The sequence below is a fragment of the Acanthopleuribacter pedis genome (assembly GCF_017377855.1).
Taxonomy (GTDB): Bacteria; Acidobacteriota; Holophagae; order Acanthopleuribacterales; family Acanthopleuribacteraceae; genus Acanthopleuribacter; species Acanthopleuribacter pedis.
This window is the reverse complement of record NZ_JAFREP010000022.1, coordinates 179,497-191,056: the sequence shown is the minus strand read 5'-3', so window position 1 is coordinate 191,056 and position 11,560 is coordinate 179,497. Positions and strand designations below refer to the sequence as shown.

Annotated in this window: 8 protein-coding genes; 7 read left to right on the top strand and 1 reads right to left on the bottom strand. The window is 56.3% G+C overall.

Translation table 11 applies throughout. The features are described from left to right. Positions 1-429 precede the first annotated feature (429 nt). The 4 genes from J3U88_RS22390 (at position 430) to J3U88_RS22375 (ending at position 5,182) form a co-directional block, all read left to right on the top strand. Positions 430-1,206 (top strand): hypothetical protein, encoded by a 777-nt coding sequence (locus J3U88_RS22390; protein ID WP_207861217.1) that lies wholly within the window; start codon positions 430-432, stop codon positions 1,204-1,206. Positions 1,207-1,445: 239 nt separating this feature from the next. Further along, positions 1,446-2,033 (top strand): hypothetical protein, encoded by a 588-nt coding sequence (locus J3U88_RS22385; protein ID WP_207861216.1) that lies wholly within the window; start codon positions 1,446-1,448, stop codon positions 2,031-2,033. A gap of 319 nt (positions 2,034-2,352) precedes the next feature. Then, positions 2,353-3,630 (top strand): tyrosine--tRNA ligase, encoded by a 1,278-nt coding sequence (gene tyrS / locus J3U88_RS22380; RefSeq protein ID WP_207861215.1) that lies wholly within the window; start codon positions 2,353-2,355, stop codon positions 3,628-3,630. Between the two features lie 166 nt (positions 3,631-3,796). Next, positions 3,797-5,182 (top strand): Rossmann-fold NAD(P)-binding domain-containing protein, encoded by a 1,386-nt coding sequence (locus J3U88_RS22375; RefSeq protein ID WP_207861214.1) that lies wholly within the window; start codon positions 3,797-3,799, stop codon positions 5,180-5,182. Positions 5,183-5,587: 405 nt separating this feature from the next. On the opposite strand, the gene J3U88_RS22370 is transcribed toward J3U88_RS22375, so the two are convergent. Beyond that, positions 5,588-5,968, bottom strand: a complete 381-nt coding sequence (locus J3U88_RS22370; protein ID WP_207861213.1) for a zinc ribbon domain-containing protein — start codon at positions 5,966-5,968, stop codon at positions 5,588-5,590. 233 nt (positions 5,969-6,201) lie between these two features. On the opposite strand from J3U88_RS22370, the gene J3U88_RS22365 reads away from it, so the two are divergent. The 3 genes from J3U88_RS22365 (at position 6,202) to J3U88_RS22355 (ending at position 11,554) form a co-directional block, all read left to right on the top strand. Next, the gene (locus J3U88_RS22365) at positions 6,202-8,196 is read left to right on the top strand and encodes a hypothetical protein (RefSeq protein WP_207861212.1); all 1,995 of its coding nucleotides are present in this window, start codon (positions 6,202-6,204) and stop codon (positions 8,194-8,196) included. A gap of 107 nt (positions 8,197-8,303) precedes the next feature. Further along, complete coding sequence (locus J3U88_RS22360; RefSeq protein WP_207861211.1) at positions 8,304-9,788, top strand: pentapeptide repeat-containing protein; 1,485 nt, start codon at positions 8,304-8,306, stop codon at positions 9,786-9,788. A 185-nt stretch (positions 9,789-9,973) separates the two neighbouring features. Beyond that, positions 9,974-11,554 (top strand): M28 family peptidase, encoded by a 1,581-nt coding sequence (locus tag J3U88_RS22355; RefSeq protein ID WP_207861210.1) that lies wholly within the window; start codon positions 9,974-9,976, stop codon positions 11,552-11,554. The last annotated feature ends 6 nt before the right edge of the window (positions 11,555-11,560 follow it).

Here is an 11,560-nt window from a genome sequence, read left to right as displayed (position 1 = left end):
GGAGAAAAAATGCCCCCGCTGAACACGGCCGCTTCATCGGCCGCTAGGCCGGGGTATGCCTGGCTCTAACAAAAACGGTGGAACCTGAGATTTCCCCTTGCACTCAAACCCACAACACACTATCTGGACTGTAACTGCCTGCAAAATACGCACCGTACCCAGTGGGTGCGCGTCGTGCGCGACCCCGGCCCGCTTTTTTTCCAGCCATTTCACTCCAGATCTTTAGTTCGCATTTCTCTCAAGGATTCGTCGCGAAAAGCAGAAAGTCTTGTGAGAAATGCGGGTTAGCCAAAAATCCTCGCTCTAGTCGTGCCTCTTAGGAAAAAAAATGAAAAATTTTGAGCCCTTTTGTCTGTTGGGTGGGGTCATGAAGTAGCGGCACCTTGTCCTCTCGTTTCTGGTGCCCAACCCCGATGGATGGAGGCAATCATGAACCATGTCGTTATTTGTAATGTCGCGCCGGTGTGCGTGGATGAACTGGAGCCGGTCGTTGCGGCCATAACCCGACAACTCATTGAAGATGTACAACCCTTTTGGGGAACGCGTCCCTCGTTGGAAGTCATGGACCGGCAGCGGTCTTTGGATTTTGTGGCACGTGACGCTGCCGCGCGTCCCCAGGCCGGAACACCCATTTTTCTGGTTTCGACCGCGCAACAGGCCGGCAAACTTGCCCGCTACCTCGCGACCTTGGGGACCGTGCGTCCGGCGGTTGTTTGTCTCGAGACCGCCGCGCTTTGGGATGAGCCTTGGAGTATTGTGCTCTCTCGATTGGCTGTTCAGGCCGCGGTGGCTGGCGCGGCTTCCGACTGGGTCCTCGGTGTAAACCCCGAACAGCCGCGTCGACCCGCTTTGGTGTACCGCGATATCTGTGCACCCGCGGCACCCGGTTGTTATTGGTGTGACGGGGTCGCCCTTGCCGACTTTCTCCTGCCGACCTGGTTCGATGTGGGCCCCTCGCGACGTACCCATTTTTTGGGGTGCCGGCGCCGGGGATCTTTTGCCGTGAATGACGGCGGCTCTTGTGTTTATTTCGATGAGGTTCATCGTGAAATGCACCAGTACTTTGGTGAGGGCGCGGCTGCTGTTGCGGCCGTCAATCGTTTTGCCGCTTACCAACGCGTGGGTATGGTGGGGTTGCCGCAGCCACCGACGAGTTTGCCTTTACCCGCGCTTCGATTCGCGCCGCGGGTTTCGCTGGTGTCTTGATGGGCCGCGCTTCTGCATCTTGGGCTTCCAACCAAACCGCGCCGGCGTCAAGCCGACCGCCGGCGCACCTGTTTGCATGGCTGGGCCCGCGGGCCGGCGGCCGTTGCGAAATTACCGCCTCGCCCCGCATGGCTTGTGCTAATTTAGCGTCAGGAATCTTATTTCGTACCGGCAATCTCTTTCGAAACACAAGGCTTGTCCGCGCGGTTCTGGGTGAGGCGTCGTCCCGGGGAGGAACCATGGCTTTTGAAACCCTAATCATCATGCTTTTTACCGCGCTGTTGTCCAGTGTCTTCACGCTTGCTTTCGCCTTCCTTCTCTATCGCTTTTGGTTACACGACATACTCGAGGCCGAATACGACCGTCGCATGCTGGAAACTGAGCAGGATTTTCGTCGTGAACTTGAACAAGCCGCCGAGGAGATGTTGCCCGAGTTTCGTGCCGAGCTAGTCAAAGGTTTTGAAGAGGCCGCCGAGGAATTACTGCCCGAGTTTCGCGCGGAGGTTGTCAAAGGTTTTGAGGAAGCGGCCGAGGCACTGCTTCCCGAGTTCCGGCGCGAGGTGTCCGCCGGCTTCGAAGAATCGGCGCAAGCTTTGCTCCCCGAATTCCGTGAAGAAGTGAAACAGGGGCTTCTTGCCGGCGCGGAAGAAGTCCTCCCGGAATTTCGCGAGCACGTGAAAGCCGGTTTCGAAGATGCGGTGATCGCGGCCGCGGGCGGCGAGTTGGTTGACCGCACCGCGCAAACGGTTGCTAAGAGCGGGACCAAAATCGTTGAAACCGGTCTTAACATCTTGTTTGGGAAACCCAAGCCACCCCGAGACGATTAACGCGCTCTTCGGGTAGACCCATTTTTAATGCATGCTTATTTGCTGGAACCCTTGCTTAATTTTGTGAATTTGGCCTTTTGGCAAATAAGATGTTGTAATTTGTCGATAATCCGTAATAAATTATGGGTGTCTGCTTTTCTGGTTTTGGCTGCCCGCTCTCCGATGGGAATGGGGCGCATTCTAGTGAAGGGGGCCTTCGCTAAAAATCGTAGTAATCCTTCGCAGGGCTGGGTAACAATAGGTGCCTTATTACGGTGACGCGACGCTGTTCTAACAGGGTCGCTTGTCTTGCCGCACCGCGTATACCCAGGAGGCATCGATGACATCAAACCTTTTCGAAGAATTAGCATGGCGTGGTTTGATTTATGACAAAACGGAAGGCGTCGAGGCGTTGCTTGCCAACGAAAAAGTGACGGCTTACATCGGTTTTGACCCGACTGCCGACTCCTTGCACGTGGGAAGCTTGTTGCCGATTTTATCTCTGGTTCGTCTGCAACAATTTGGGCATACCCCGATTGCGCTGATTGGCGGTGCCACCGGTATGATTGGCGACCCCAGTGGGAAATCCCAGGAACGGAACCTTCTGTCCGCGGAACAGTTGGCGGCCAACGTGGCCGGTATTCGCGCCCAGTTGTCGCATTTCATTGATTTCGAGCGCAAGGGCAATCCTGCCCAGATTTTGAACAACTACGATTGGTTGGGAAGTTTTAACTTTATTGACTTCTTGCGTGAGGTTGGGAAGAGCTTCACGATTAACTACATGATGTCCAAAGAATCCGTCAAACGGCGGATCAACAGCGAAGAGGGCATTTCCTACACGGAATTCACCTACATGATGTTGCAGTCCTACGATTTCTTCCACCTCAACAAACACCACGATTGTGTCTTGCAAATGGGTGGTAGCGACCAATGGGGCAACATCACCGCGGGCACCGATTACATCCGCCGCCAAGGTGGCAAAAAAGCGTACGGGGTCGTGTCGCCGCTGATTACCAACAGCAGTGGCGCCAAGTTCGGGAAAACCGAGCAAGGCAACATTTGGCTCGACCCCAAACGAACCTCGCCCTACCGCTTCTATCAGTTCTGGATGAATGCCGGGGACGACGAGGTTGTTCACTACTTGAAGGTGTTCACCTTCTTGAAGCAAGCGGAAATTGAAGCCCTTGCCCAGGCTGTCCAAGACGCGCCCGCCGAACGCACGGCCCAGCGTCGGTTGGCCGAAGAAATGACCCTGCTGGTTCATGGAAGGGACGAGCTGGAAAAAGTGCAGCGGGCGACCGAGCTGGTGTTCGGTGGTCGCGCCGAAGGATTGACGGCGGATCTCCTCCTCAGTATCGAGCAGGAAATGCCGTTAACCGAAATTCCTCGCGAAAAATTCCTTAATGACGGTATTTGGGTCGCCGAATTATTGGTAAGCTGTGGCGTAACCAAATCCAACGGCGAAGCCAGGCGCCTAATCACCGGAAACGGCTTGAAGCTCAACGGAACAACCCTTTCTGATTTTAAAGCCAACATCAAGCTGGATCAGTCCGTGGAAGACCGTTACTTCATGATCAACAAAGGTCGGAAACATCGTTTTCTGGTCAAAGTCATCTAATGTGCCGAAGCCTTGGTTCTGAGAAATCCCGGTTTCTCCCTGACAGGGTTCGGCTTTTGGGGGTCGCTTTCGACCCCGTTCCCACACTTGGGTGTGGGTAGGGAAGGAACATCCTGTTGAAAAAAGGGTGCGGGTTTGACCCGACGCCATTTAAGGGGGACTTGGAGTGGATCAAGACAAAACCTATTCAGGCATTTTACCGTTGCCAACCGTGGAGAACGGTTTTAGCGAAGTCACGGGTCGCGAAGTGACCTTCTTGTTGGGCACCGATGTGCATATCGGCGAACCCGGCTCTTACGAACAGCGCGTGGCGATCACGCCCGATCAAATGGCCATGCTCAAAAATTGGCTTAAAGAGTTGGGTGTGAACAGCCATTTTTACGTGGTTGCGGGGGCTGGCAACGGCGCCGGGTTTTCCGACGCCCAGTACGGCGAAGCCGGTGGGTCCATCATCGAAGAGAACCAGATTCCCAACATGGCGCACCAGCCCGACTTGGTCCACGCCCTCAAGGAATCAACCGCTTATGAGGCAACCATTCCCGGGTCCTTTATTCGCATTGGGGCGCTTCACTCCGGCGATTTTCGACCCAATACCGGCTTGGCCGAATTTGTAGCGCGTGGTTCGTTCAGCGGTATTTTCGACGGTTCCGCGGTGGGCGGTTTCGCCTACAAAATGGATACTAAAATTCGACCCAAGTATCCGGTGCCGCTGCGTTCCAGCATGTCGGTTTACGCGGGCAAACTCGCCGGCCTTGATGTGAGCGAGCACCTCGACGTTGACGAGAAGGTGGTTGTCTCGGGCGGCGGCATTGCCGGCACCAGCGCCGTGAGCGTGCTGTTGGAAGAGAAAAACCTTTCGCGTATCCGCGAAATCCTGATTCTCGAAAAGTTTCCGCGTCGTTGTGAAGCACTGCGCGAGGAATACGCCGCTTATCCCAAGGTTCGCATTAAACAAGCCGGTCTGGTTGAAGACGAGGATCTGGAAGGCGCCAAGGGTTTCATTCTCACCATCTTCCTGCAGGGCAGTGGTGACACGCCCAAGGTGGCCGATGTATCCCAGCTGCGCTTGATGCGTGAAAATTCCGCGATCGTGGATGTCGCCATCGACGAGGGTGGCGGGATCAGTATTCCCAAGGAAGAAATTGTCGATCCTGAAACAGGGCGTCGCCCGCTGATTACCGCCGACGATGTGCGCGAGGCGATCAGCAAGTTGGGCAAGAACTTGGCCTACACGGCGGACAACCACATGCCGCGTCGCCAGCCCAAACTGGCCTCGGTCGAACACGGCGAGACGGCGCTGATGTACCTGGCCACCCTGCTCTATCTGGCCGCCCGCGAAGGGGGAGCCGAAGCCGCCATGAAACACATCATGGATCAGGATTACATTGAAAACCCCAAAGACATCCTGCACGCCCTGGTGCTTGACCTCAAGCACGGTCTGGCTTTCTCCCGCCAGGAAGATGTCATGGTGCTGTACCGCCACGTGCTCAAGAAATCGGACAACATTGCCGGCTTCCTGCGCGAGCAAGGTGTTACACCTGTTTTCTCTTAAACCGATTCCAAATGAATAAAAACGGCCTGTTGCCTTTGGTGACGGGCCTTTTTTCGTTTGGCATGTCGGGATGGGTTGCCCCGCTTCGGGTGACGCGGGTTAACCCGCATTTCTCCCAAGGAATTCTGCCGCGGGGCAATCCGTGCCATTACGAGGGGGCGGCCATCCGCGGGGCGGCCATCCGCGGGGCGGCCATCCGCGGGGCGGCCATCCGCGGGGCGGCCATCCGCCTTACTCGGTCGAGCGCCTTCGCCTCAGCTGCTACGCCGATCGGTCGGACCCCGATCGGTCGGACCCCGAATGGTCGGACCCCGAATGGTCGGACCCCTGTGCCGTGGCTAGGTCGTCATCTCGTACTCACAAGGCTTTCAGCTTCTCGCGACGAATCCTTGTGAGAAATGCGGGTTAACTGTCGCGCTTTTCTTTTTGTTCGAAGAACTTGCGCAAGCTTTCCAGCTTGCCCGCTTCTTGGAATTGTTTTGCACCCGGGGCCAGGACGCGGGTTGCCGGGGTGACCATGCCGGAGCGAATCAAGCCGCCGACCCCGGATGTTTCGTATTCAATGCCCTCAAATTCCGGTCGGTCGATTTTCCAGTTGCCCTCTGGCTCGTCGGCGGCACCCGCTGCCTCGGCTTGGATCAGGCGGCAGTTGAGATTTTGGCCCTTGTCGATAAAAAACTTTTGGTTACAACTGTGGCAGGTTGTTTTGAGTTTGCCAAGCGGTACCTTGCTTGACTCGATGAGCGATTGTTTGCCGCATTCAGGGCAGGTGATTTGCAGTTTCATGAGCGCCTCGCCTTGGATGGATCGGTGTCGCGGTTCGGTGATGAAAAAGGGTGTACCTCTAACCTCGGTTGGGATGGGTGGAAACTTGACCGTTCGCCGCTGCAAAATCACCGCGGTGTCGGCCTGGCCAGGTGTTGGTTCTCCTGTCTATTTCTACGCGGTACAATGGGAACCATCGTGCGCCGATTACTTGATACCCTGTCGCTTTAGCGGCAACTTTTTTAGGATCCCCTATGAAAAAAGCCCTGCTCCTGCTTGTGATGCTCGCCATGCTTGGTGGGGCCGGATATATCGTTTACCATTTCTTTTTTCGCACTGAAGAAGTGGGTTTTCAGCCTTTGGATTTTCCCAAACAGGCCAAGGGTTTGAACCAAACCGGGTCGATCACGGCACACCCCCATGGGTTATATGAAGTGAGTGCCGCCGACATGCACGACCTTTTGTTCTTGCAAGGCGTGTTGCATGGAACCCACGCCGGCACGGAGCTGGAGCAGTTGGTCCGTTTGTTCAAGGGGATTCCCGCTAAAACTGGGGTGAAGGCGTTGGATGATTTAGCGCCCGTTTTTTACTACCTCGATTTGACAACCGCGGCGGAGGCCTGTGTTCAGCAAGTACCCCACCATGTTTCGGTGTTGCTTACGGCTTATGCCGAAGGTTTAAGCGAAGCGGGGGGTGGCCGGCGCTGGACCTTAACCGATTTGTTTGTGTACCAACGCGGCCTCGCGTTTCTCATCAATCGCTGCTGGGCCAAAGAATGGGCCATGCGGTGGTGGGTGCGTGAACTGGGCGCCGAACCGCAATGGTTCGGGCCCGGTTTACCGCCGGTCCATCCGCCGGCCGATCCTGCTTTGGAAAGTGATCTTGCGCCCGCCGGTTTGTTTCGTGCCCCATGGATTGAGATGGTGCTTTTTCGGGACGCAAACGGCGCTACCGCCCAGCACTTGCGGGGCGATCCTTTTTTCCAATTTCTCGCGGTTCCGACCCGTTTTGAAATTCCCGAACTGTATGTTTCCGAGGGATTAAGCTTGGCCGGGTTGCCCTTTCTTTGGTCGGGACAAACCGCGGGTGTCCAGTTTGCGCTTCAACCGCGATTGACCCGAGACGAAACCTTTTACGTGTTTCCTGAAGATCAGTTTGTGGGACAAGAAGCCTTGTTTCGCGAAAGCGATACCGGCAACATTGCCAAACTTTACGATCAAGCGCCGATCCGCGCGCCTTTTGGCCGCTGGGTGAAGCCCCTTGTGTTCGGGGCCGGGGTCGATACCTATTACGACTGGGATGGTTTTCGGCCCAGCGCCGATTTGGTTGCGCTCTATTACCTGTTCACCGCGGGTAATCTCGACGACGCCCGTGCCGCCATGCAGTATCACCAGGTGCCTTCCGCCGCCTTGTTACTCGGCGGCGAATCGCCGCGACGTAATGCCCGTCTTTACGCCTCGAGTAATCCGAGTTCGGATCGCGGTGGGCCCACCTTTCAACCGCCGCTGTTCCGCCGCCCCTGGGAGGAGGCCTTGCCCGCCGCGGCCGTGACCGGCTCCGATTTCGTCTGGGCGGCTTGGGCCGATGGTGGCGATTTTGTGAAAAACAACCGCTTTCGCGAGGATTCACCCTTGGATGCCGCCTTGGTTGACGCTTTGTTGTTTCGGCTCGACGGCGCGCTTCAGACCGAACTCAGCGACAAACAGTTGGAAGCCGTGCTTGAACTGCTCAATCGTTCGAGCGATGCCGAGCGAGCCATGTTCATTGCCGAGGTTTGGCGGCAACTCACCCGTCGGATCGCCGAGGTGACCGTGGAAGATCAGGCCGCCTGGTGGGTTCCGGTTGTAAACATGCCGTTGCGGCGTTTGATTTTGGCCGAACTCCGTGCCCGTCAAAGTCGCATTCGCGGTGAAGACGGTGATCTCGGTGCCTTTAACCAAATGACCGCGAGATCCCTCAAAGCGGCATTGGCTCGGACCCGCGACGAAAATGCGTTGCTCGTGTTGGGTGCCGACGGGCTCGCCATGGGAATGGTCGGCGATGTCCGAGAAAGTGGGTCCCCAACCGCGATCTTTACCGCCGAACAGGGGCGTGTCGCCCAGGTCGGCTGGTTGACCATGGTTTGGCACGAACCGCTGTTGTTTTGGCATTATCCGATTCGCGACGGCGACGGCCAACTGGGCGCACCCAAACGGGTGACCTATTCGCCCGCCTCGGCCACACCCGCTTCTATCCGTCCCCGCCGCTAGTTGAGAAGAAAGGTCGTTATGGAATTTAGGGGAAACCCGATAATCATTGCAGGAGAATGTGTGGCGATTCTCCTGGTATGCGGGCTCGGCAAGGGGTGGTTGTTGCGATGAATATTAATGAACTGCCCAAGGAACAACTCCTGTTGCTCCTCAAGCAGAAACCGGAGACATGGAACCAGCTTCGCAAGGCGTTTCCCGATTACGTGCCCAACCTGAGTAAGCAAGACCTTGGTGGTTGCGATCTTAGCGGGGTCGACCTTTCCAAGGTGAACTTCATTCGCGCCAATCTAAACGGGGCCAACCTCAGCAAATGCCGCCTGAACAGTGCCAACCTCATCAATGCCGAGTTGGCCGGCGTGAACTTCTCCGGTGCGACCCTTACCGACGCCAATCTCCAAAACGCCAACCTGGCCGGCGCGAACTTTAACCGGGTCGAACTGAGCAGGGTGAACTTTACCGGTGCCACCCTTCGCGGTGCGCTGCTGAACCGCGTCGACCTGGCTCAAGCAACCTTGCTGAATGCCGATCTCAGCGACGCCAACCTGTTACACGCCGATTTAAGCCAGGCCCATATGGAGGGAGCGCGACTGGTCAATGCCAACTGCACCCATGCTGATCTAACCGGGGTGCACGCCGCCCAATGCGATTTCTCCGGCGCCATTCTCAACGAGGCCCGGCTTCACGAGGCCGCCTTGGCCAAAGCTTCCTTCCACCTTGCCAACCTCAGTTGGGCCGATCTGAGCAAAGCGGATTTACGCGGGGCGCGTTTTGTGAAATCCGATCTGGGCGAGGCGGATTTGAGCGAGGCGGTTTTGGAAGACGCCACCTTTGAGGAGGCGGTCATGCGAGGTGCCGATCTCAGTGGTGCGTCGCTTGTCGGAGCCCGCCTGTTCCGGTCCGTGCTGGACAATGTTCATTTTGAGGAAACCCGATTTGGTGAGACCTGGTTGGTGAATACGTCCCTGGCGGGGGCGGAGGGCACCGGGAACAGCTTGTTTCTCGCGCCTTGTTCCCTCGATCACCGCACCCTATTGCGCAGTCCCGGCTTGGCCAAATCCTTCCTGCAGGGGGCGGGTTTACCCGACGTTTTTTTTGAAAGTGTGGCCCAAGCCCGGGTTTCCTACTGTGCTTGTTACCTGGCATACAGCAATTACAGCGGGCCGGATAGCGAGTTGGCGGAACGCTTGGTGGAAGGCCTGCACCGGGAAGGTATTCGGTGTTGGTTGGTGCCCTATGAGTCTCGCGAACAGGCCGGTGCGCAAAACCGGATCGCCAACAATCGAAGGGGTTTGGAGCCGCTTGTGGTGATTGTGTCGCCCCACAGCCTGTATTCGGATTGGCTGAAAAGTGAAGTATTGCACGGCTATTTTTTAGCGCAAAAGGTCGGGCGTCGCCTGGTGCTTCCCGTCTCCGTGCTCGACGATGACGAATTGGCCGAATGGCAAGCCGTTGATCCCAAAAGCGGGGTCGATGCGGCCGTTTCCATGCGCGAGGGAGGCGTCCCCTCCATGGGTGAATGGCGCGAGGACGAATTGTTCGCGTTCGCCGTGAAGAATTTGGCCGATAAGATTCGGGCCGCGGCCAAGGGATGACCGATTTTTCTCGCCTTCAATCCAGCGGACCTTTTTCAGAGAAATTACGCGTATATGTTTAAATAAAAATCCGTTTCGGTGTTGTTTCCATAAAAGCCTGCGTGGGTTAATGCGGAACATGCCGTGGGGTTTCCTATCGGCGTCGGATAAGCGCGAGGCTGTAAATGTTTTAATAGAAGGAATTTATGGTACAACTTGTTTGTTTGTTAACCTTGCTTGCGGCGACACCTTTGTCCGCGGCCACGCCGGGTGCTGAGACCGCGACAAGCGCGGTGGAATCGATTCAGGCCGATATCCGCGCCCACGTCGCCTTTCTGGCCGATGACTTGTTAGAGGGACGCGAAACCAGTTTTCGTGGGCAAAAATTAGCCGGCTTGTATTTGGCCACCCAAATGCAGCTTTCCGGTGTGACCCCTTTTGGCAACGCGGAACAGACCTCCTTCATGCAGCCTTTTGATGTTGAGGTACTGCGCCATCGCGAGCATCTTTTGCGGGTTGAAGTGTCTGGGAACGGTCCCAAGCACGAGCTCAACCTGCACGAGGACTTCCGTCTACGTTCCTTCGGCGAGGGACGCATCAACCACGATACCTCCATGGTTTATTTGGGTTACGGCCTGAATTCCCATCCGCATAATGATTTTTCCGGCACTGAAATTGAGGGTAAGTGGGTTGTCATGCATGCCGGCCAACCCGACGCTGAATTGGGCGAGAGTCATCCCTACAGTAAGATTGAATCGCGCCGGTTTTCCAATTGGTTCAAAATTAGGAATGCGCTTAACGGCGGCGCCGTGGGTGTCATTTTGTTGGAGGAGCCGCGCGAGGATCATGTTCCCGCCTATTTGCCGCCGATGCACAGCATTTCGCTGCCCAACGATGGGGGCGCGCGCCAGAAAACCTTTCCCGTATTCCGTTTGAACGAAGCGCAGCGTCCCAAGTTTTTCGGCCCTAAGTATCTGGCGAAGATTCAAGCCGCCCATGCGCGTATCCTCAAAGACGGGACCATGGAAGCCGTACTTATGAAACGCCGCCGTTTGGCCGTGGCGCAGGTGATTGAACGGGAGACGCGGCCCACCGAAAACGTGGTCGGCGTGGTCCATGGCGGCGATCCCAACTTAAAAGACGAATACCTTGTGTTAAGCGCCCATTACGACCATCTCGGCTTTGATCGCGACACCGTCTACAACGGCGCCGACGACAATGGCAGCGGTTGCGCTACTTTGTTGCTGTTGGCCAAACATTTTGCCGCCAATCCCGGCGGTCGTGGCTTGATCATTGTTTTTTATTCCGGTGAGGAGCAGGGTTTGCTTGGCTCGGAATACTTCATCAACAACCTTCCTGTTCCCTTGGCGCAGATTGTGGCCAATATTAATATCGACATGGTTGGTCGCAACGCCACGGATCGGATTGGGGTGATTCCGTCCGCCTCGGACGGGGTCTCCAGCTTGAACCGGTACTTGAACCAGGTGCACCGCGGGAACGAGCGAGGTTTTACGTTTGACAAAAGCCTGGATCGTTTCCATCGCCGCAGCGACCAACTGCATTTCGCCCGCAAGGAGATCCCCAACATGTTTTTCTTTGCCGACGTCCACGAGCATTACCACAGCCACATGGACGATTGGCAGTTTCTCGATTACGACAAGTTGGCGCGTTTCTACCTGTTGATGCGTGATTTCCATCAGGTTTTGTTAACCAGTCCGAAACGCCCCGAATACGTTGAATTAGAAGCTTTTGAGGCCGATCCTTACGGCCCGGCGCTTGCGCCGTAAAACGAC

What these genes read in the sequence shown, in the direction of transcription:
- J3U88_RS22390 (WP_207861217.1), top strand. Translation starts at nt 430, where the DNA reads ATGAACCATGTCGTTATTTGTAATGTCGCGCCGGTGTGCGTGGATGAA.
- J3U88_RS22385 (WP_207861216.1), top strand. Translation starts at nt 1,446, where the DNA reads ATGGCTTTTGAAACCCTAATCATCATGCTTTTTACCGCGCTGTTGTCC.
- tyrS (WP_207861215.1), top strand. Translation starts at nt 2,353, where the DNA reads ATGACATCAAACCTTTTCGAAGAATTAGCATGGCGTGGTTTGATTTAT.
- J3U88_RS22370 (WP_207861213.1), bottom strand. Translation starts at nt 5,968, where the DNA reads ATGAAACTGCAAATCACCTGCCCTGAATGCGGCAAACAATCGCTCATC.
- J3U88_RS22365 (WP_207861212.1), top strand. Translation starts at nt 6,202, where the DNA reads ATGAAAAAAGCCCTGCTCCTGCTTGTGATGCTCGCCATGCTTGGTGGG.
- J3U88_RS22360 (WP_207861211.1), top strand. Translation starts at nt 8,304, where the DNA reads ATGAATATTAATGAACTGCCCAAGGAACAACTCCTGTTGCTCCTCAAG.
- J3U88_RS22355 (WP_207861210.1), top strand. Translation starts at nt 9,974, where the DNA reads ATGGTACAACTTGTTTGTTTGTTAACCTTGCTTGCGGCGACACCTTTG.